Here is a 19,824-nt window from a genome sequence, read left to right as displayed (position 1 = left end):
CGCCAGGTCGAAGGCGCCACCGTCGGCGTCACCGCCAACCAAGGCCTCTTCGGCCACGGCTCCTCGGTCGTCGTCGCCCGCTGACACCCAACCCTCCACCGCGAGCGTGCGCGTCTGCACCCCAACACGCCGAGTTTCACCCAGACTTCTGCACGCTCGCGGTGCCCTCAACCTGAGCGATAAGTTGGTCGATACAGGTCAAAAGGGTTGGCCGGGAACAACTATTGGGCGAGGACCTGCGGGCACCGTCGAGATATATGCGGAAGGGGCGGCACCACGACGGGGCATCAACGTCGTCGCCGGGCATGACGAGTGCGGTGTGTCGTCATGAAATCGGCCGGCACGAAGCACCAATCAGTGCGCGAGGATGAATCAGACGACCGGCCAGCGTGCGCAAACTCGCCTGAAGGATCGGTGTGTTGGGCTCAGACACGCACGCTCGCCGGGAAAGCGAGGTGGGCCCGGGGGTCAGACCGGGTCCAGCGCCGAGATCAACCAGTTCCCATCCGCTTTGGTCATGCTGACGACGACACTGCTGGCGGTCAGTGCCGGCTCCGGACGGTCCCGGCTGGTGGTTTCCTGATTCAGGAAGAGCAGGACCTTGGCCGAGTCCGGGTGCATCTCCATCACGGCGACATCGAGCACCTTCGCGCTGGCCTTGATGCCGCGCTCTCGGACGGCCGGCGCGACCACCTCATTGCTGAATTTGCCGTAGTAGGTCAAGAATTCGCCGGACATCAGCTCCTGTGCGCGCTGCAGGTCGCGATCCAGTGTGTCCGGTGCGTACGACAGCAGCGTCACCGTCGCCGTCGACGCCGAGTCGATGACGACCTGTTCGGCCGCCGCGTCGGTCTGCTGGCCCGGCCAGAAGCTGGTGACGTACAACGCCGAGGCGAATACCGCGGCAGCCGCCAGCGACGCGGTGAGCGTCAGACCCTTCCACCGGGTGGTCAGAAGCGACCGGACCCGCACGGCCAGCCCGGACGATCCGGCCGTCGGCCGGGCCTCTGCTTCCTCGACCGCCAACGGCGCGCTAGTCTCCTCAATACTCACGGGACGAACTCCACCTTCGACATCTTGATCTGGTCGCCCTCGCGTTTCAGATCGACCATCAGCCGCCAGTTGCGCGGCGCCTCTTCGGCTCCCTCGGCATTGGTCACCGTGGAGGACGCGGCCACCATGACCACCGCGGCATCGGCAGTCATCGACTGGACCCCAGCGGCATTCACGGTTGCCTTCGTGGTCACCTTGGCATCCTGCGAGACCTTGACGAAGTCGTCGGCCGCGCCCTGGAACTCCTGACGGAACGGATCGACCGAGTTGTCGACGATTTGCTGCACGCTCTCCTGCGGGTTCTTGAAGTCGATCGACATCAGGGTCACCACCACCTGCCGCGCGGCAGCTGCGAACTCGGCTCGGGCACGGTCATGGGCCCGCACATCCCGCTGGTGCTTGATCATGAACCCGCCCGCAGTCAGCAGGGCGATGGTGGCGATCAGTGCGAAGACAGCGGCCAACCGCGTCCAGCCTGACTTGCGGCCCGGCGTAGCGTCCGGCGCGGCATCCCGTTCGGCGCTCAGGCGATCGGCCAGTGCCCTGGCCTCAACCGCCTTCTGTTCGGCCGCCGCCGCATTGGCCTCGGCCTCATCGAACTGCTCCGCCAACTCTTCTGGTGAGAGCTCGGCGTCGCGGTCTGCCTCGGCACAATCCGCCTCGATATCAGGCGGTGCGTCAGTTCTCGACATACCGGCACGCTAGAGCGAACCCGACCGACTGAGACCTAACCTTCCCATCCAGTGGGCCCCGTCACACGCAGCGCCTGCTCACCAGTGCCGCAGCGAGCACAGCGCGCCCCTGGGCCCGTCGCCGGTGGCGACGATGACACCGTCGACCGCCAATTCACATCTGAATGCGGGATCGCCGGGGATACGGCCGCTGGTGGCCGACACCATCGCCCAGCGATTCGGGTCGACCAGCGTGGTGTGCAGCACCCACGGCCGGTCGGGACCCACCTCGACCTCGACCTTGGGGCTGAAGACGTACGGATTGTGGCTGTAGGCGGCCCACGTCGGCGGATCCACGTCGCGGAAGCGGATATCGGCGGTTACCGGGGTAGCCGCGGTCACCGTGTAGGTCACCTGATGGGCCGGTGGCTCGGCCTGTGCCGGGCCCGCCGTCATGATCGCGACGACTCCGCTGAGGATCGAGCATGCAAAGACCTGCAACTCGTTTCTAAACACTGTCACCACGACCCCACAACGCGGCGCCCTCGCTGGACTGGCAGCTCAAAAACAGGCCATCGGGGGCCTGGGCCACCCAATCCTCGTAGCCCGTACAGCTGACACCGAACTCCTTTACGCCCGCCATCGACGGTGAGCGGAAATATCTGGGTTCATAGCGTCGTGGCGAACCGCAGAACACCATCCGACCCCAGGATGTGATGCCGAAGACGTAATACGCGGTATCCGGGCACGGCGCCCCCAGCACGACTCCAGGTTTGATACCCGGCGTGCAGTCCGGACCGTCGCAGAAGGCCGGTTCCGCCTGCGCCGGAGCCGCGGTCAGCAGCGCAGCGGCCAGCGATGCCGTCACCATCACCGCGCGCATCTTCATAGCGCGCACTTTCTCAGGCCGGTAATCCACCTGGTTGTTGGAGGTCCACTCAGTGGACAGGATGCTGGCGGGTCGCCGACAGGCGGTATTTACTGCAAAGGCTGCTGATTTCGGGCAGCCGGCCCGTCCGAGGAGCAGGCAATGCTGCGTGTACCCCCGTTCGTCATAATCACCGCCGTCACCTGCACTGCGTTGACGGCGCCCGTGGCACATGCCGAGAACCCCGAGTGGGGCATCAACGGCAGCTACACCGCCACGTCCAACGGTGAGTGGGCGCGCAAGAACGAGGTCTTCTACGACCAGGCAAGCCTGCGCAGCACCTGGACGGTCAGCACTCAATGCAGCTACCCCGGTGAGTGCACCGGCACAGTGCAGAGCGACTTCGGCTGGACGGCTCCCATCTATCAGCGCAGCGGCGTCTGGTACGTGAAACACACCGTCGAGAACTGGATTCCGTGCCCGGACGGCAGCACGGCACCGGGGCTGCAGACCTTTCGATTCAAGCCGATGACCCCGGAAGGCGCCAACGTCGATCCGTCCTCCAACACGCTTGTCGGCGAGGATGTCACAGTCGGCCCCAGTGGCGCGTGCGGGGTGAGCAAACCCGTGTACATAAACATGCCGTTCAAGCTCGTCAAGGTCGGCTGAGTTTTACTGTCCTCGGCTTTTCCTCGAAGGCTGCTCGCCGTCCCCTGCCGTCCCCTGTGAGGCCGATCCGTGATAGGCCACGGGGCGCCACCGACACGGTCGGTAGCGCCCCGCGAGTTCACATCACTTCGGCAGAAGGTCTTCCCACGTCTGCGCCGGCGCGATCAGGTCCGTCTGGCTGTAGACATTGCCGTCGGGCGCCGCGTACTGACCCGTCTCCGGGTTGTAGGTGGCGAACGCCACCGACGGCGCTCCGGATGCGGACGCGTGCGCGCTCGGCGCGGTGGGTACGGCACCGCCACCACCGGGCGTCGGCGCTGCAGGTGCGGGTGCAACCGGCGATGGGGGCGCCGGAGCTGCCGGGGGCCCTGCCGGCGGCATCGGCGTACCCGCGAGCGGTCCGAAGATCTGATCCTGGAACGTGATCCGATCATCCACCGGCACACCCTGAGCTATCAGGTTCGGGTCGATGGGGTACGGCCCGGTGACGTGCTGGCGCATCGCGAGCGGCTCGAACGGACGGTCGCTCTCACAGATCTCCACCGTGGGGGCCCGCTTGCCGGGCTGACCCATGCACGGGAAGTTACGCGCGCCGCGCACCCCAATCGGCGAATCCTGCGGCAGTTTGCAATACAACCCTTCCGGGGTATCGATAACGCTCTCATCGGCCGGCGACCGCCACGATGACGGCGGCAGGAAGCCCACCGAGCAAGCAGGCGGATCGCCGAGGGTCAGACTGAACTCCGACAATGCCATACCCGTCGGGTTGTTCAACGACGAGCCATAGGACTGAGTGGCCGCCAGGTACGGCGGTAGTAGGACGAGTAACTGTTCCAGCGACGCGTTGTAGGTGATGCCGATCTGCCCGACCGTCGAGAGGTTGGCCAGTAGCACCGGCAGGGTCGGCTTGACCGCAGTGAGCAGCCGCGACGCCTCGTCGGCCGTGCCCGAGCCGGTGCGCAGGATGGTGCGTACCTCCTGATCCCGCGTGGCGATGGAGTCGGTGATGCCGGCCAGGCTGGCGGCCCAGGACCGGATGGATTCGACCTTTTCCGCCTGACCGTCCAACAGCGGGCGCCCGTCCTCGATCAGCGCCCGGGTGTTGTCGGCCGATTCGTCGAAGCCGGCGGCCAACCGAGCCGACGCGTCGAACAGGGCACCCAGATCGTCACCGGTTCCGTTGAGCGCCTTGAACGATTCGTCGAGCAGGCCGCTGAGCTTGCCGGTGGGGATGCTGTCGACCAGCGCACTCATCTGGTCGAGCATCGGGCCCACCGGTTGCGGTAGCGTCGCGTTGTCGGCTGTGATGATCGAGCCGTCCTCCAGGTAGGGCGCGCCGTCACTGCGCGGAACCAGATCGACGTACTGCTCACCGACCGCCGACACGCTGCGCACATTGGCCTGCAGGTCGGCGGGGATCTTCGGCGATCGTTGCAGCGACATTGTCACCTCGGCGCCATCACGGGTCGGCCGGATCTCGGTGACCTTGCCGACCTCGATGCCGCGGTAGGTGACATTCGAGAATTGATAGAGACCGCCGGTGGACGGGACCTGCAGCGTGACCCCGATGCGTCCGATACCGAGCAGGACGGGTGCCTGCAGGTAGACGAAAATCATCGAGCCGACGCCCACGATGGAGGCGATGGTAAAGATGATCAGCTGGGTGCGGACGAAGCGCGTCAACATCAGTTGCCCCCGGTGGCAGGCGCAGCAGCGGGATCGGGTTGGCCGGTCGGCGTCACATCCGCGCCGGGAACCGGGCCCGCGTTTTCGACGAGCGGTGGAATGGGTGCGATCTCGGCAGGAACCGGAGTGACCGGTGCCAGCAACGGATCCCGGGTGTAGGTGTTGTACCAGGGGTCGCCCGGTGCGGGCACCATGGTGGCGTTTGGCTCACCCCAGCGGGTGCCCAACAGGATTCCGCTCTTCAGACGCGGGATGGTGAAGTCGAAGACGATGAACTGGTTCATGTAGTCACCGCGGATACCGCGGTCGATGAACTCCTGCGTGTAGGGATACGTGGGCAGGAACGCCAACGCGGTGGCCAGGTCCGGACCGACATCGGCCAGTGCCCGCACCGTGGGTTCCAGGTTCTGCAGGTTTCGCACGATGTCGTCATGTGATTCGTTGATCAGTTGTGTTGCGGTGTCACTGAATCCGCCGAGCTTGGTCAGCGCGGTGGTGATGCGGGGCCGCTGCGCGTTGAGCACATCCAGGGCGGGTGGGATGCGCTCCAGCGCCCGACTGAGCACGGCACGTTGACCGGCGAACGTCCCGGCCAATCGGTTCAGCGCCTCGATGGACCCGATGATGTGGTCCTGCTGGGTGTCCAGCATTGCGATGACTTTGTTCATCCGGGTCAGCAGGGCGCGGATCTGGCCCTGGCGACCGTCGAGGGCCGCATTGAAGTTGTGCACGATATCGCCGATATGGGTCAGACCGCCGCCGTTGACCACCACCGACAGCGAGGAGAGCGTCTGTTCGGTGGAGGGGTAGGTCGAGGACTTGGCCAGCGGGATGGTCGCACCCGGTGTGAGTCGGCCCGCTGGGGTCTCCCCCAGCGGCGGGTCGAGAGCCAGGTGCATCGATCCGAGCAGACTGGTCTGACCGACGGTGGCCACCGCGTTCGCGGGCACCACCGCATCGGGGATCACGGACACCTCCACCTTGGCGGTCCAGTCGTCCACCGTCATGCGACGCACGGCCCCGACCACCACATCACCGATCATGACGGGCGAATTCGATTCCAGGGTTCCCACATTGGCGAGCTGGACGGTGTAGGTGGTGGCGTCCCGGTCGGTCCCGACGGTGCCGGGCAGCGGTAGGGAGTTGATGCCGTCGAACGAACATCCGGCGGTCACCAGCACGGTGCAGCAGGCCGCCGCAGCCCAGCCACGGACAGACAGCGGTTTCATCACGGGGTACCTCCCTGAACGGGCACAGCGGGTGCGGCCGGAGGTGGGACCTCGGCAGGTAGCAACAGATCGTGCAGATTCGTCGCCGCCGGAGCCGGGGCGGGCAGGCCCGGCGGGATCGGGGCACCCGGGTACAGCGCCGGGGTGCGGGCGGCCGGCAATCCCGTCGGTGCGTAGGCACCCGGCCGATGCGGCGGATTGGTCCACCCTGGCGGAGGTGGCACATCGCCCGCCCCGGTGTACGCCGATACGGCGGGTGGGATCTCGGCGGGGTCGGGCGTGGCGCCGCCGGGCGCCAACGCCGGATCGGAGTAGATGACGTTCTTCGGCGCGGGCCCGAGATAGGCGTTGAACGGGATGGGCAGGTGGTTGAAATTCATCAACCGCAGCGCCGGCCCGAGGTACTGGGCGCAGGCTCGGCCGGACTCCTCGGCGGTGACGTTCTCCACCGCCGAGATCGCCGAGCAGATGGTCGCGACGGGGTTGGAGAAGTTGTTCATCGCGAAAGATCCGCGTGGACCACCGGTATCGGGATTGTAGATGTTGTAGCCGTTGACCAACGCGTTCGGTGCGGCATGCAGCACGTTCTTGACCACCATGCTGTTGTCGGCGAGAACCTGGGTGACGTTGGCCAGCCGCTCGACCTGCTCAGCGGTCTGGTCCCGCGACCCGGCGATGAAGCTCTGCACCTTGCCGACTGCGGCCGACAGCTCGGTGATGGCCGAGTCGAGGTCGTTGCGGCTGCCGTCGACGACGCCGGTCACATCGGCGAGGCGGTCCTGGAACTGCACGATCTGGGTGTTGCTGTCCCGCAGGGCGGTCACGAACACCTGGAGGTTCTTGATCACCTCGACGATGTCGCCGCTGCCCTCGCCCAGGACCCTGCCGACATCGGAGAGCTGGGTGATGGTCTCACGCAGGCGATCGCCGTTGCCCGCCATGGCATCGGCGGTGCTGTTGATGAAGCGGCCCAGCGAGGTCTCGGAGATGCCGCTGTCCGGGCCCAGCTCGGTGGCCAGCCGGGTGAGCTGATCCTTGATCTCGTCCCATTCGACCGGGATCGCGGTGCGATCCTCGCCGATCTCCGCGCCGTCGGCCATGGTGGCGCCACCAGCTTCCGGGGTCGCGCCGTAAGCGGGCGTCAGTTGCACGTAGCGCGCCGACACGAGGTTGGGCGCGACGATGATCGCCTTGGCATCCACCGGTACCGGCACATCACGGTCGATCCGCAGCGTCACCTTGGTGCGGGTGCCCTGCGGCTCGATGGCCCCGATGGTGCCGACCTGAACACCGACCACCCGAACCTCGTCGCCCGGGTAGATGGCGGTGGCCGATGTGAAGTAGGCGACGATGGTCTTAGGACTCAACAGGTTCTGGTACAGCAGGACACCGGCGCCCGCCAGTACCGCCATCACCGCGGCGACGACGGTGAGCTTCCTGGCCCGGGGGCCGAACGCGGTCATCGGGAACCTCCGGGAATACCGTTGTACGGGAACGGGAATTCGGCGCGCGGGCCGGCGCTGTCCGGTGGCTGCCCGGCGTTCACGCCGCGACGGAATCCCAGCGCGTAGTCCAGGAACGGCTGAATGGCAGGCCCCGGCAGGAGGTTCGACGCGAAACCGTAATAGTAGAACCCGTTGTTGACCGCTTCGCCCTGGGTGAGCTGGTACTTCGCCAACCCGGTCAGCGACTTCGTCAGGTTGTCCCGGTTGCGTTCCAGCATTTCCGAGACCCGGTTGAGCTGCCCGAGCGTCGGGGCGAGTTCGGCCTCGTTCTCGTCAACCAGGGTGGAGAGTTGTTGCGCCACGGCCGTGGTGTTGGCCAGCAGGGTGACGATCGCGTAGCGGCGATTCTGCAGTACACCGAGCAGGTCATTGGCGTTGAGCAGCAGGCTGTTCACCTGTTGGCTGCGCTCCGAGAGGATCCCGGTGACATCGGACGCGGCGGTGAGCAGGTGACTCAGCGATTCGTTGCGACTGTTCAGCGATCTCGACAAGCGGCTGACTCCGTCGAACGTGGGGCCCAGCTGTGGCGCCAGCCGTTCGATGGTCTCGGACAGCACGTCGAGGGACTGGTTGATGGCCGCCGTGTCGGTTTCTGCCGTGTTGGAGGTGAATTCGTTGAGCGCATCGGTCAGCGAGTATGGCGAGGACGTCCGGGTCAACGGGATGACGTCGAGGGCGCGCATGCGGTCGCTGCCGCGCGGCTCGACCACCAGAACACGTTCCCCGAGCAGGGTGCCGATCCCGATCTGGACGGTGGTGTCCGCGCCCAAACGCACCTTGCTGTTGACCGCGAAGGTCACCAATGCCTTGCCCTGATCGAGTTCCACATCCGAGACGGTGCCGACGGTGACCCCGGAGACCTTGACGTTGTTGCCCGCGGACAGTCCGCCGGCCTCGGCGAAGATCGCCTGGTAGCGCACCGAGGTGGCCCATGCCACCAGCTGCTGGGGCTGCAACCCGACGGCGATGATCAGGGCCATCAGCACTAACCCCAACAAACCCGAACGGACCAACTTCGATTGCCGGTATTTCTGCATCAGGGTTCACCGCACCTTCCGGTGTTCTGGATGACCCAGGGAAAGTGAGCGGTACGTCCCTGCAGGTCGGACACGCGGATCGAGACTCCGCAGATGTAGAGGTTCAGCCAGCTGCCGTAGGAGCCCAAGCGCACCAATTTGCGGTAGTTCTGCGGCGTCTTCTGCAACAGCAGCTCCAGCCGGGCCAGGTCGGTGTCGTTCGACAGCAGCGGGGCCATCCGGGTCAGCTGATCCACCGTGCCCGACAGCGCCGGACGGGCGTCGGTGAGCAGATCGGCCAGCGAAGCGGTGCCGTTGTCCAGCGCGGCGATGGCGTCACCGATCGGGTCGCGCTCGGCGGCCAGCCCGGTCACCAGGCGTTCCAGGCCGTCGACCGCACCGGAGAACTTTGCCCCGTCGTTGGACAGCACGGCCAGCGTGTCGTTGAGGTTGTCGATTAGGCTCTCGACGGTCTGCCCGTTGTCCGCGATCGCATTGGTGAACGACGACGTCCGGGCGAACAGGGATTCCAGATCGCCGCCCTGACCCTGCAGTATCTGGATCAGCGAGTTGGTCAGCGCGTTGACGTCATCGGGGTTCAGTCCCTTGATCACCGGCTTGAGTCCGCCCAGCAGCAGGTCCAGGTTCAGTGCGGGCTCGGTCTGCTCGATACCGAAACGCGTTCCCGGCGGGCGGATCCTGGTCGATCCGGGCTGATCGATGAGCTCGAGATAGCGGTCGCCGACGAGATTGAGGTACCGCACAGCCACCGTGGTGTTCTCGGTCATCCGGATGTTGTCGTTGGCGTCGAATTCGACCAGCACGGTGTTGTCCGGCTGTAGTTCGACATCGCGGACGGTGCCCACCCGGATGCCGGAAACCCGTACCGAATCCCCGGATTTGATGCCCGACGAGTCTTTGAAGACCGCCGCGTAACCGACGGTGGAGCCGGATCGGTACTGGCTGAAGATCGCGAAGAGACCGGCGGTGAGGACGACCATCGTCAGTCCGAATGCGCCGAACTTCAGCGCCGTCTTGCTGAAACTGCTCATCCGGGCTGGCCGATCTGTGCGGTGTTTCGTGGCGGCCCGTCGATCGGGCCGAACAACGCCTGCTTGAGGCCGTCGGAGTTCAACAGGATTCCCTCGTTGCCGTACTGAGCGGGATTGGCGTTGACGTCGGTGATGACGAAGGGCGGATGCTTCTGGAACGGCACCTTGGGCAGATCGGTGCACTGCGGGCCGCCGGTGGCCGCCACCTTGGGGAGGTTCGCCGGGTAGCGGTAGCGCTCCTGCCCGAGCACGATCGTCTGCAACAACAGGCCGCCGGGCAGCGGGGTGCCGGGCGCCTTCGCCAGTTGTACCGCGCCACCCAGCCCGCAGGTCAAGGCCGCGTTGTACTCATTGGTCAGGTCGGTGGTGGGGACCAGCAGCCGCATCGTGTCGGTGATGGCCTGGCGGTTGCCGCCGATGACCTCGGTGCCGGTGTCGGCCAGTCCGATGACGCTGATCAGCAGCGAGTCCAGGTTGTGCTGCTCATCAACCAGGGTGTCACTCATGCTCGTCGCCGAGTCGACGGTGGCCATCAGGTCCGGGGCGGCATCGGCGTAGGCGTTGAATACCTTTGGGGCGACCGTGATCTCGTGTTCCAGGGTCGGTAGGATCGGATCGATCTCGGCCAGGAAGCTGTCGAAATCGGACAGCATCTGCCCGATCTGGTCGCCCCGGCCGTCCATGGCGGTGGACAGCGCCCCGAGCGTCTCGTTCAGCTTGGTGGGTTCGATCTTCTGCAGCACCGTCGACAGCTGTTCGAAGACGGTGTTGATCTCGACGGTGACGTGTCCGGCGTCAAGCTGCTGCCCTCCGGCCAGCGCCTGCGGTGACGGATCCTGCGGTGGGACCAGCTCGACGAACTTGGAGCCGAACACCGTGGACGACGCGATGTCGACGTTCACATTCGCGGGGATGATGTCCATATAGGACGGGTCCATGGCGAGATGCAGTTTGGCCGAACCGTCGGGCAGGGACTCGATCGATTCCACCGAACCGACCAGGGCTCCGTGCAGTTTCACCTTGGCGTCGGCGTTCATGACCAGGCCTGCCCGTTGCGCAACGACGGTGACCGGCACTGTCGTAGTGAAACTGCCGCGGAACAACCCGATCGAGACCGCGACAACGGCCAGCAGCACACCGACTGTCGCCAACCCGATCAGGGGCCGCTTGAGGCTCGGACTCATCGCCATGTGCGCTCCCCTATCCCGACAGGTTGAAGTTGCCGTTGGAGCCGTAGATCGACAGGGACACCAGCAGCGTCACCGAGATCACGACGATGAGCGAGGTGCGCACGGCATTGCCCACCGCGACCCCCACGCCCGACGGTCCACCGCTGGCGAAGTAGCCGAAGTAGGTGTGCACCAGCAGCACCGCGATGGCCATCAGGATGGCCTGCAGGAATGACCACAGCAGGTCCATCGGATTGAGGAAGGTGGAGAAGTAGTGGTTGTACAGCCCTGCAGACTGGCCGAAGAGCCCGACTGTGGTGAGCTTGCTCGCCGCGAACGACAGGATCACCGCGATCGAGTACAGCGGCGTGATGGCGATCATGCCCGCCACGATGCGGGTGCTCACCAGATACTCGACGGGCCGGATGGCCATGGCGTCCAGCGCGTCGATCTCCTCATTGATGCGCATGGCTCCCAGCTGCGCGGTGACACCCGCACCGAAGGTGGCGGCCAACCCGATGCCGGCCACCACGGGAGCCGAGATCCGGACGTTGATGAAAGCGGCCAGGAAGCCGGTCAGCGCCTCGATGCCGATGTCACCGAGCGAGCTGTAGCCCTGCACGGCCAGGGTGCCGCCGGCGGCCAGGGTGAGGAAACCGACGATCACGACCGTCCCGCCGATCATCGCCAGAGTGCCTGCGCCCATGCTGATCTCCGCGATCAGCCGGATGATCTCGCGGCGATAATGCACAACCGCATGCGGCACGCCGGCCAGTGCGCGGCCGTAGAACATGGTGTGATCGCCGATGCGGCCGAGCGACCTGACCGGCCTGTTGAGTTCGCGGGTCAGGTTCGGACGGAGTGAACGCGTCGCAGTCATCTGCTAGTCCGATGTCATCTGGATGCCGATGGCGGTGACCAGAACGTTCACCACGAACAATGCCATGAAGGCATACACCACCGTCTCGTTGACCGCGTTACCCACGGCTTTCGCTCCGCCGCTGTTGATCATCAGGCCGCGGTAGCAGGCCACCAATCCGGCAATCAGGCCGAACAAGCCGGCCTTGACGCAGGAGATGATCACCTCGGGTACGCCGGTGAGCAAGGTGATGCCGGCGGCGAAGGCGCCGGGATTGACGCCCTGGATGAAGGTCGAGAAGACGTAGCCGCCGAGAATGCCGATGATGACCACCAGGCTGTTGAGTAAGAGCGCCACCAGCCCCGACGCCAACATGCGCGGCGTGACGAGGCGCTGTACCGGATTGATCCCCAGTACCTCCATGGCGTCGATCTCTTCGCGCACCGTGCGGGAACCAAGGTCGGCGCACATTGCCGTCGCGCCGGCACCGGCGACGATCAACACAGTCACCATCGGGCCCACCTGGGTGACCGCGCCGAATGCCGCGCCCGCACCGGAGAGGTCCGCGGCACCCAGCTCGCGCAACAGGATGTTCAACGTGAAGCTGACCAACACGGTGAAGGGCACCGCCACCAGGATCGTGGGCATCAGCGACACCCGCGCCACGAACCAGGACTGTTCGATGAACTCGCGTCCTTGGAAGGGCCGTTGGAAGATGAACTTGACCGCGTCGGCGGACATGGCCAGCAATCCGCCGATGGCACGCATCGGACCCGGTCCCCCGGCCCGGAATATCGGAATCCCGGATGACCAGCGGTCCTGGGCCTTGTCCACCATGTACCGAAGAACCTCCACGACTGGTTCTGCCGAACCTCACAACCGGCCTGCCGGCACGCTGACTACGAAACGGTGACAGCCCGGCATGACGTGCGACACACCACGTCCCATCCACCGGGAGCCATCACACGGAGGACGCGGTCGGCACGGGAACGTAAACGGCTGTCGATACGCCTGAGCGTTCACCACCATGACAGGAGCCGAGCTGTGTCCGTTCCCACCCCGTCGCCGTCGTCCCACCTCGAGCGCTACGTCGGACGTCGCGTACTGATCACCGGCGGGGGTTCGGGCATCGGCCAGGCGTGCGTGCTTCGCATCCTGGCCGAGGGCGGGCACGTCGTCGCCGCGGATATCAGCGCCGAGGGTCTGCAGGACACCGTCGCCAAGGCCGGCGATGTGGAGGGTCGGCTCGCAACGGTGGTGCTGAACATCGCCGACGAGGCATCCGTCGAGGCCGGCATCGGCGAGGCACTCGCCGTACTCGGTGGACTGGACACTCTGGTCAATGCCGCGGGCATCCTGCGCTCGTCGCATCTGGCGCAGACCACCCTGGCCGACTTCGAACAGGTACTCCGGGTCAATCTGGTCGGCACCTTCCTGGTCACCCGCGGCGCGATCGAGGCACTGCACCAGGGCAACGGACCGTCGGTCGTGAACTTCAGTTCGACCTCGGCGCACTTCGCGCATCCCTACATGGCCGCGTATGCCGCGTCCAAGGGCGGCGTCCTGTCCATGACGCATGCCTGGGCGTCGGAGTTCGCGAAAGCCGGCATCCGCTTCAATTCTGTTCAGCCGGGCTCGATCTCGTCCGGTATGACGGACGGAACCGGCAGCGCCCGACAGAGTATCGGGCCCGGGTTGCCCGACGACGCCGACTACAGCCTGTTCGGCAAGGTGGCACCGATGCTGCCGTTGGCCGGCGGGGCGATCTTCGCCCAACCCGATTCGGTCGCCGGCGTCGTGGCGATGTTGGGCAGCAACGACGCCTACTTCATCACCGGCACCGAGGTGCGGGTCGACGGCGGCTCGCACATGTGATCACCCGTCATATCCCAAGCGAGAAAGGATCGACATGAGGGTTCTCACACTCGCGTGCGCAGTCCCGGCCCTGTCCATGGTGGCCCTGACGGCCGCGCCCGCGGGCAGTGCCGACGCGTTCTTCGCCAATTACCAGTTGGTGGTTCCGGCCCGATACGACTTTCACACCTGGGCGTGGTCGGTGTCGCACTGCATACCGGCGGCCGATGATTGCCGCAGCATCAGCGGGATCCCGATGCCGGTGGCCAAGGCATTCGACTACGTCGGCGAGGCCCACCTGGTCGACGGCAGGTACACCATGACCGTCGATGTTCCCGACGGGTTGCGTTGCGGCAATGTGTATTACGGTCCGATCGTGGCGACCCGCGACGAGTACTCCTGGGACGCGGTGACCATGCAGGGCACCCTGACATCGTCGTTCGCCGCCGGGTGCGACGGCGCCCCCGGCACGCTGACCTACCCGTTCTCGTTAGTGCGTCTGTGAGCTGAGCAGTACCGTGACAACAAAATCTGTTGTAACTCTGCCGAAAAAACGAATACCGGCGCAGAACCTCAGTTCTGCACCGGCATCGTCGTTCAGCGGGGTTACACCGCGACAGGGCTGGCCACGTTGAGATTGATGGTGGTCACCGGGTCGCCGTTGTATTTTTTGAACAGGTTCGCGACGTTGAACCGGCCGTCGGTCGCGAGCACCTGGAATGAGTCATTCCCGCCCACTTCCGCGAACGCCGGGTCCGGCGTGTACGTGAACTGACCCGTGACCGGGTCGATGGCGACCGTACCGTACTTGGGTTGCGTGACGACACGGTAACGCACCTCGGGACGCACCACCTCACCCGTCAGCACACCCGTCGCGGCACCCGTTGCGTCGAGGGTGCTCTCACTGATGACGGTGCCTCGAACACCCTTCAGATCCCCCGTCCCCAGGTGTGGCTGGAGTTGCGCCACCGAGCGTTCCTGCGTCGCCGACAACAGCACGCCGTCGAAAAGCAAAGTGACATCACCTGTTCCGAGCCCGGCGATGGTCACCTCACCGATTTCCTTACCGGTGTATGTGATCGCGCCCGTCGCGCCGATGTAGACGCAGGTGATATCGACGGCGTCAGGGGCATGCCAGTTGCTGCCAGGGTCGGTGCCCAGGTACGCGTCGTTCATGAACGGCAAGCCGGCGACTCCGTCGACCACCGCGCAGCCGCAGTCGGGTTCGGGAACGCGCGGCTGGGCGGGAAACGCAAAGACATTGGCGCGGATCTTGACTGTTTTGCCCATCTCATCGGGATCGATGGCATCGATGGAGCCGGTGATGACGCCGCCGGCCTGTTGTTTTCCGATCGACACCGCACCGATCTTGGGCGCCTGATTGAGGAAAGTCCGCCGCACGAAGGCCAGCAGCGCCCATGCGAACGGGTTCTGCCCGGACGGCGCCGAGGAGGCCAACGCCGTGAAAGGGCTGAAGAGTGCGCTGACGAACCGGTTCACTGCGCCGACGACGACCGCGATGGGATTCGAGGCATTGACCGCCGCGGGAACCACGACATCGGTTCCGGTCGTGCGTGCGGCCGGCGCAGCCGTCGCCGATGGAGTCGACACTCTGGCCGGTGAGATCGGCGTAGCACCCGTCCCGGTGGTCTTCCCGACGAGAGCGGCCGGAGATGTCATCCTGCTCGGCACCACGCCTGCAACGGTTCTCGTGTCGTTACCGCGTTCCGTGCCGTTGCCACCGGCATCCGACGCCGGGAATGCGCCGGGTTTCGTGACGGGTTCCGCCGCCACCGGGTCGACTCCGGTCCCGGTCGGGCCCGGAGCCTCGGACTCGACGGGAGCGTCGGACTCCACCGGACCCTCCTGGTCCAGCGAACTTTCCCCGTCCTCAATGGTGTCGCCGCCGGCGCTCGGCGCTTCGGGTGCATCATCGGCGGCGACCGCTTCGCCAGAGGCGGTCGGTATGTCTGCGTCCCCGGCGGGTTCCAACGGTGCGGTTGAACCCGTCTGCGACGTGCTCTCAGTGTCGTTCCCATCATCGTCGGAGGCGAAATCCCGCGTCGACGGTGTGGGGCGTGGCCCGAGGTTCGTGCCAGGCCGAGAGCCGGTGGCCGACGAATCGTTCGAGCTTTGCGACGATGGATCATTCGACGAGGAGGACGACGAGTTGTCCGAGCCACTCGATGATCCCGATGAGTCGTCGGCGAAGGCTACGCCGTGCCCGGTTGCCACCGCGGTGATCAACCATGCCGAGAGCGCCAGGCTGCCGTAGCCCGCGGTCCGCGCCGTTCGGCCTTCGCGCCGACGTTCTGATCGGTTCGCCGCACGAGGGTCGCGGCGCGCTTCCCGGGAGGCTGGCTGCGGGAACTCGTCCGCGCACACTGTTGACGGTTTCATTTGATGCATGACGGTTGCCCTCCAGGAGTCGTTGTGACGCCTCACACACTCATGGCCGGACGCCTCGCGCGGTGGCCCGTCTCCCGGTGACCGGAAAGTGGTCTTCGATGCGGGAGGGTCCAAATTCAGCAACAGGTCTGACCACTTGACCTCTTACCGATCGCGGTGCATTCTCGATCCATGGCTCTGCAACCGGTGAACCGCCGCTCGGTCCCCGAGGACGTCTTCGACCAGATCGTCGGCGAGGTCCTCAGCGGCGCGATGCAGCCCGGCGACCCGCTACCGAGCGAGCGCCGCCTCGCCGAGGTGCTCGGGGTGTCGCGTCCCGCGATCCGGGAGGCGCTCAAACGGCTGACCTCGATCGGCCTGGTCGAGATCCGCCAGGGCGACACCACCACGGTGCGCGACTTTCGCCGCCACGCCGGACTCGACCTGCTCCCCCGGCTGCTGTTCCGCGCCGGTGAGCTCGACACCGCCGTGGTGCGCTCCATCCTGGAGACCCGGCTGCACAACGGGCCCAAGGTTGCCGAACTGGCCGCCGAGCGCCACGGCGCCGACCTCGCCGAACTGCTCGGAGCAACCATCGAAACCCTCACGGTCGAAACCGATCCCGTCATGAGACAGCGCCACGCGCTGAGTTTCTGGGATCACCTCGTCGACCATGCTGATTCGATCGCGTTCCGACTGATGTACAACACGCTGCGCGCCACCTACGAGCCTGCACTGCCCGCACTGGCGGTGATGATGGCCGCCGAGGTCGGCCGCCCGGACGCCTACCGCGCCATCGCCGACGCCGTCATCGCCGGAGACGCCGCCGCGGCGGCCGCCGCCGCACACCACCTGCTGGAACCCGCCACCAGCGCGCTGCTCACGGCGCTGGCCGACCTCGAGGAGAGCACGTGAACACCCGACGCGGAATCACCCTGGCCGACGCGGCGCACGAGTTCCTGCGCCACCCCACGCCGTGGATGCTGACGGCCACCCTGGCCGCAGCGGCGACCGCGCGCGGCTACCTCGGCGACTGGCAGCCGACCGACGCCCTGGTGCCGATCGTCATGCTGGCGGTGTTCCCGTTCGCCGAATGGCTGATCCACGTGCTGATCCTGCACTGGCGGCCGCGTGCCATCGCCGGCATCCGGGTGGACCCGCTGCTGTCACGCAAGCATCGCGAACACCACGTCGACCCCCGCGTCCTGCCGTTGGTGTTCATCCCGTGGCAGTCGCTGCTGTGGGTGCTGCCGCTTGCCGTGGCGATCGCCGTGCTGGCCTTCCCGAGCCCCGGACGTGGCCTGACGTTCCTGACGTTCCTGGCCCTGCTGGGCCTCGGTTACGAATGGTGCCACTACCTGATCCACACCGACTACAAGCCCAAACACGGGCTGTACCGGGCGATCTGGCGCAACCATCGGCAACACCACTTCAAGAACGAGCACTACTGGTTCACCGTGACCAGCAGCGGCACCGCCGACCGGGTGTTGGGCACCTACCCGGACCCGACGACGGTCGAGACCTCACCGACCGCGCGCAACCTGCATGCCGACGCCTGAAAACCTCAGGCCTGCACCACGATCGGGTCACCGATGCTGACGTTGTTGTAATACCAGTCGGCATTGTCGGGGCTGAGGTTGATGCAGCCGTGGCTGACGTTGGCGTACCCCTGCGAACCCGTGGACCACGGAGCGCCGTGCACATACACCCCACCCCAGGTGACCCGCACCGCGTCATACACGGTGAGCTTGTAGCCCTCCGGGTCGTCGAGCGGAATGCCGATCGTGCGGGAGTCCATGACCACCACGCTCTGCTTCTCCAGCGCGGTGAAATCCCCGATGGGCGTGGCGAAGCCGGACTTGCCCATCGAGGCCGGCATCTCGCGGGCGACTTCCCCGTCAATGCTCACCGTGAACGTGTGGGCATCGATGTCGGCCACGCCGAGCACGACAGCACCGGTCTGGAAGCTCGACTTCAGACCGACCGCGTCCACCGTGATGGTGGAGTGCGCGGGCCAGTACTCGGCCGGGGTGAAGCGCACCGTCGCGTCATCGAGCCATGCGAATTCACCGTCGGGCACCGTCGGCGCGGAAAAAGTGATGCCCCGCTCGGCCAGACCACGGTCGGCGACCGGCTCGGCGAAGGAGACCGTCACCGGGTAGGCGACGCCGACAGCCTCGCCCGGCGCCGGCGACACGGCGACCGCGGGTACCGGCCTGCTTACGGCGGCAACCCCTGCGGTGGTCGACGCACCCAGCGCGACAGCCGCGACGCCGACGATGACCAGCACATACCGAACAGCTCTGCGCACAGTGCCGAACCTCCCCTGAATTCCGGACATCCGGACCCGACGTGATCGATTACCTGCTTATTCGTGCCGAGTGCGACAAATGTTAGCCAGCGCGGGCCATCGACGCGCCGGGAAACTCAGCCCTGCGGCGGGTCGACGATGATCTGCCCCGGTGGGCCCTGCTCGGGGCCCCCGATGCGGAGCCGGTCCCTGATGCGCTGCAGCAGGGGTTTCTTGGGCGGCTCGAAGACCTGAGGCGGCGTCGCGACCGGCGGAACCGGCGGCGGCACCACGGCCGGCGGGGGCGCCACGACCGGCGGCGGGGCCAATGCGGGCTCGGGCACCGACGCCTCGATGGGCGCGGTGTCGTAGACGGGGGCGACCTCGGGCGCCGGGGCCTGCGGCACCGCCGGCTCGACCGGTGCCTGCGGCGGCGGGGCGAACTCCACCGGCGGTGCGAGCGCCTCGGCCAGCGGCGAGCGGACCTCGGCGGCGGGTTGCGGTGCGGCCGGCGTGCGGGCCGGGACCCGGGTGGCCGGGGCATCGACGACGACGGCGGCCGGCTCGGGCGCGGCGACCTCCCGCTGCGGCGAGGTCTGCACAGCCACCGCCACCGATGCGGACACCACGAAGGTGACCACGCCTGCGGCGAGCAGCCCGGTCAGCACCCGCGCCGGGGTGAACCCGGACTCCTTGGCGGCGTGCCGGCCGACACCACTGTCGGCGGGAAGCTCGAGGTTGAACGGCAGACCCAAGGTCTGCGTCGAGGCCAGCGCGGCGCCACGGGCCAGCGCCAGCGGCGCCTCGGCGGGGGCGAACACCGGAACCGACAGCGCCTCCTCCAGCCGCGGCAGGACGGCGTCGAAGCCGCCGGCCGAGCCGACGACCACCAGGGCCTCGGGCTGCCAGTCGGCCCGGGTGAACACGGCGCTGAGCCAGCCGATCAGGCTCTCGTCACTGTCGATACCGTGGTTGAACGCGGTCTGCACGGCACCGTCGCCGGTGTTGACGATCAGAGCGATCGCGGTGTCCGGTTCGATGACGCAGACCGCACTGGTCTGGTAGCCGATCACGTCGGCCATCCCGCGGGCGAGCGCCTCGGTGGCCTCGGGCAGCCGGATCGGGACGATGTTGTCGAATCCGGAGCGGTTCAGCGAGTCCATCAGCGCCGAGGCCTCGGCGTCGGCGTCATCGCTCCAGGTGACACCGATCGACTTCAGTCGCTGACCGCGGGCGGCGGCGATGGCCCCCACCGCGGCGGTGGCCTGCTCGGTGGCCGAGCGGGCATCCGAGCCGTCGACGCGGACCTCGAAAGACTCTCGGCCGGCAGTGCCCTCGGGTGTCCCGTCACCGTCGACGACGACCACGCCGAGCGACGTTGGCGTCATCGACAAACCGAGCACCGCGTCCACATGAACCCCTTCGGACCACCGGGCTGCGGGCACGCAACCGGGTCGAGACGATTCGGTCACCGCCCCGTTATCGGGCTGACCTTACCCGGGCAGTGCCCGATCG

21 protein-coding genes are annotated in these 19,824 nt (G+C 66.6%); 6 read left to right on the top strand and 15 right to left on the bottom strand.

The features are described from left to right. Positions 1–468: 468 nt before the first annotated feature. The 4 genes from BST17_RS22800 to BST17_RS22785 form a co-directional block, all read right to left on the bottom strand. Positions 469–1,053 carry a hypothetical protein gene (locus BST17_RS22800; protein WP_234807784.1) on the bottom strand — a complete coding sequence of 195 codons (585 nt, stop codon included), beginning with the start codon at positions 1,051–1,053 and terminating at the stop codon, positions 469–471. Continuing rightward, a complete protein-coding gene (locus tag BST17_RS22795) occupies positions 1,050–1,745 on the bottom strand; it encodes an Rv1363c family protein (protein WP_083061174.1) in 696 nt (231 codons plus the stop codon). The genes BST17_RS22800 and BST17_RS22795 overlap by 4 nt, the downstream gene beginning before the upstream one ends. A 78-nt stretch (positions 1,746–1,823) precedes the next feature. Beyond that, positions 1,824–2,180, bottom strand: coding sequence for an Rv2576c family protein (locus BST17_RS22790; protein ID WP_083061173.1), 357 nt, complete (start codon positions 2,178–2,180; stop codon positions 1,824–1,826). A 52-nt stretch (positions 2,181–2,232) separates the two neighbouring features. Then, complete coding sequence (locus BST17_RS22785) at positions 2,233–2,613, bottom strand: hypothetical protein (protein ID WP_083061172.1); 381 nt, start codon at positions 2,611–2,613, stop codon at positions 2,233–2,235. 141 nt (positions 2,614–2,754) lie between these two features. Between BST17_RS22785 and BST17_RS22780 the strand changes: the two genes are divergently transcribed. Further along, positions 2,755–3,261, top strand: a complete 507-nt coding sequence (locus BST17_RS22780) for an Rv2253/PknI dimerization domain-containing protein (protein WP_083061171.1) — start codon at positions 2,755–2,757, stop codon at positions 3,259–3,261. Between the two features lie 123 nt (positions 3,262–3,384). On the opposite strand, the gene BST17_RS22775 is transcribed toward BST17_RS22780, so the two are convergent. Genes BST17_RS22775 through BST17_RS22740 form a run of 8 tightly spaced genes read right to left on the bottom strand, consistent with a single transcriptional unit; the run spans position 3,385 to position 12,614 of the window. Beyond that, entirely contained in the window at positions 3,385–4,947 is a 1,563-nt protein-coding gene (locus tag BST17_RS22775; protein WP_083061170.1) for an MCE family protein, read from the bottom strand. Further along, on the bottom strand, positions 4,947–6,176 hold the full coding sequence (locus BST17_RS22770) for an MCE family protein (RefSeq protein WP_083061169.1): 1,230 nt from the start codon (positions 6,174–6,176) through the stop codon (positions 4,947–4,949). The genes BST17_RS22775 and BST17_RS22770 overlap by 1 nt, the downstream gene beginning before the upstream one ends. Continuing rightward, a complete protein-coding gene (locus BST17_RS22765) occupies positions 6,176–7,639 on the bottom strand; it encodes an MCE family protein (RefSeq protein ID WP_083061168.1) in 1,464 nt (487 codons plus the stop codon). Before BST17_RS22765 ends, BST17_RS22770 begins: the two co-directional genes overlap by 1 nt. Then, positions 7,636–8,718, bottom strand: coding sequence for an MCE family protein (locus BST17_RS22760; protein WP_083061167.1), 1,083 nt, complete (start codon positions 8,716–8,718; stop codon positions 7,636–7,638). The genes BST17_RS22765 and BST17_RS22760 overlap by 4 nt, the downstream gene beginning before the upstream one ends. Continuing rightward, complete coding sequence (locus BST17_RS22755; protein ID WP_083061166.1) at positions 8,718–9,749, bottom strand: MCE family protein; 1,032 nt, start codon at positions 9,747–9,749, stop codon at positions 8,718–8,720. The genes BST17_RS22760 and BST17_RS22755 overlap by 1 nt, the downstream gene beginning before the upstream one ends. After that, the gene (locus tag BST17_RS22750) at positions 9,746–10,933 is read right to left on the bottom strand and encodes an MCE family protein (RefSeq protein WP_083061184.1); all 1,188 of its coding nucleotides are present in this window, start codon (positions 10,931–10,933) and stop codon (positions 9,746–9,748) included. The genes BST17_RS22755 and BST17_RS22750 overlap by 4 nt, the downstream gene beginning before the upstream one ends. Before the next feature lie 16 nt (positions 10,934–10,949). Then, entirely contained in the window at positions 10,950–11,798 is an 849-nt protein-coding gene (locus BST17_RS22745; RefSeq protein ID WP_083061165.1) for an MlaE family ABC transporter permease, read from the bottom strand. Between the two features lie 3 nt (positions 11,799–11,801). Further along, complete coding sequence (locus BST17_RS22740; RefSeq protein ID WP_083061164.1) at positions 11,802–12,614, bottom strand: MlaE family ABC transporter permease; 813 nt, start codon at positions 12,612–12,614, stop codon at positions 11,802–11,804. Positions 12,615–12,821: 207 nt separating this feature from the next. On the opposite strand from BST17_RS22740, the gene BST17_RS22735 reads away from it, so the two are divergent. Beyond that, positions 12,822–13,652, top strand: a complete 831-nt coding sequence (locus BST17_RS22735) for an SDR family NAD(P)-dependent oxidoreductase (RefSeq protein WP_083061163.1) — start codon at positions 12,822–12,824, stop codon at positions 13,650–13,652. Between the two features lie 34 nt (positions 13,653–13,686). Further along, a complete protein-coding gene (locus BST17_RS22730; RefSeq protein WP_083061162.1) occupies positions 13,687–14,136 on the top strand; it encodes a hypothetical protein in 450 nt (149 codons plus the stop codon). 101 nt (positions 14,137–14,237) lie between these two features. Here the strand turns inward: BST17_RS22730 and BST17_RS22725 are convergent, their stop codons facing one another. Continuing rightward, complete coding sequence (locus BST17_RS22725; protein ID WP_083061161.1) at positions 14,238–15,623, bottom strand: Ig-like domain-containing protein; 1,386 nt, start codon at positions 15,621–15,623, stop codon at positions 14,238–14,240. Between the two features lie 118 nt (positions 15,624–15,741). On the opposite strand from BST17_RS22725, the gene BST17_RS29380 reads away from it, so the two are divergent. The 3 genes from BST17_RS29380 (at position 15,742) to BST17_RS22715 (ending at position 17,578) form a co-directional block, all read left to right on the top strand. Beyond that, positions 15,742–15,906: a hypothetical protein gene (locus BST17_RS29380; RefSeq protein ID WP_165762330.1), complete on the top strand. Its 165-nt coding sequence runs from the start codon at positions 15,742–15,744 to the stop codon at positions 15,904–15,906. Positions 15,907–16,211: 305 nt separating this feature from the next. Beyond that, the gene (locus BST17_RS22720; protein WP_083061160.1) at positions 16,212–16,934 is read left to right on the top strand and encodes a FadR/GntR family transcriptional regulator; all 723 of its coding nucleotides are present in this window, start codon (positions 16,212–16,214) and stop codon (positions 16,932–16,934) included. Continuing rightward, positions 16,931–17,578, top strand: a complete 648-nt coding sequence (locus BST17_RS22715; RefSeq protein WP_109750255.1) for a sterol desaturase family protein — start codon at positions 16,931–16,933, stop codon at positions 17,576–17,578. The genes BST17_RS22720 and BST17_RS22715 overlap by 4 nt, the downstream gene beginning before the upstream one ends. A gap of 5 nt (positions 17,579–17,583) precedes the next feature. Here BST17_RS22715 and BST17_RS22710 read toward each other — a convergent pair whose 3' ends face one another. After that, a complete protein-coding gene (locus BST17_RS22710; RefSeq protein ID WP_083061159.1) occupies positions 17,584–18,309 on the bottom strand; it encodes a L,D-transpeptidase in 726 nt (241 codons plus the stop codon). 137 nt (positions 18,310–18,446) lie between these two features. After that, positions 18,447–19,712 carry a DUF7159 family protein gene (locus tag BST17_RS22705; RefSeq protein ID WP_456238129.1) on the bottom strand — a complete coding sequence of 422 codons (1,266 nt, stop codon included), beginning with the start codon at positions 19,710–19,712 and terminating at the stop codon, positions 18,447–18,449. Positions 19,713–19,824 lie beyond the last annotated feature (112 nt).

This window comes from Mycolicibacterium bacteremicum (assembly GCF_002086115.1).
Classification (GTDB): domain Bacteria; phylum Actinomycetota; class Actinomycetes; order Mycobacteriales; family Mycobacteriaceae; genus Mycobacterium; species Mycobacterium bacteremicum.
The sequence above is the reverse complement of the archived record's forward strand: the minus strand, read 5'-3'. Positions and strand labels throughout refer to the sequence as shown.

Bases quoted from the DNA above. Each gene is read 5' to 3' on its own strand.
- BST17_RS22795 (WP_083061174.1), bottom strand. From the start codon at position 1,745: ATGTCGAGAACTGACGCACCGCCTGATATCGAGGCGGATTGTGCCGAG.
- BST17_RS22790 (WP_083061173.1), bottom strand. From the start codon at position 2,180: ATGACGGCGGGCCCGGCACAGGCCGAGCCACCGGCCCATCAGGTGACC.
- BST17_RS22785 (WP_083061172.1), bottom strand. From the start codon at position 2,613: ATGAAGATGCGCGCGGTGATGGTGACGGCATCGCTGGCCGCTGCGCTG.
- BST17_RS22780 (WP_083061171.1), top strand. From the start codon at position 2,755: ATGCTGCGTGTACCCCCGTTCGTCATAATCACCGCCGTCACCTGCACT.
- BST17_RS22775 (WP_083061170.1), bottom strand. From the start codon at position 4,947: ATGTTGACGCGCTTCGTCCGCACCCAGCTGATCATCTTTACCATCGCC.
- BST17_RS22770 (WP_083061169.1), bottom strand. From the start codon at position 6,176: ATGAAACCGCTGTCTGTCCGTGGCTGGGCTGCGGCGGCCTGCTGCACC.
- BST17_RS22765 (WP_083061168.1), bottom strand. From the start codon at position 7,639: ATGACCGCGTTCGGCCCCCGGGCCAGGAAGCTCACCGTCGTCGCCGCG.
- BST17_RS22760 (WP_083061167.1), bottom strand. From the start codon at position 8,718: ATGCAGAAATACCGGCAATCGAAGTTGGTCCGTTCGGGTTTGTTGGGG.
- BST17_RS22755 (WP_083061166.1), bottom strand. From the start codon at position 9,749: ATGAGCAGTTTCAGCAAGACGGCGCTGAAGTTCGGCGCATTCGGACTG.
- BST17_RS22750 (WP_083061184.1), bottom strand. From the start codon at position 10,933: ATGAGTCCGAGCCTCAAGCGGCCCCTGATCGGGTTGGCGACAGTCGGT.
- BST17_RS22745 (WP_083061165.1), bottom strand. From the start codon at position 11,798: ATGACTGCGACGCGTTCACTCCGTCCGAACCTGACCCGCGAACTCAAC.
- BST17_RS22740 (WP_083061164.1), bottom strand. From the start codon at position 12,614: ATGGTGGACAAGGCCCAGGACCGCTGGTCATCCGGGATTCCGATATTC.
- BST17_RS22730 (WP_083061162.1), top strand. From the start codon at position 13,687: ATGAGGGTTCTCACACTCGCGTGCGCAGTCCCGGCCCTGTCCATGGTG.
- BST17_RS22720 (WP_083061160.1), top strand. From the start codon at position 16,212: ATGGCTCTGCAACCGGTGAACCGCCGCTCGGTCCCCGAGGACGTCTTC.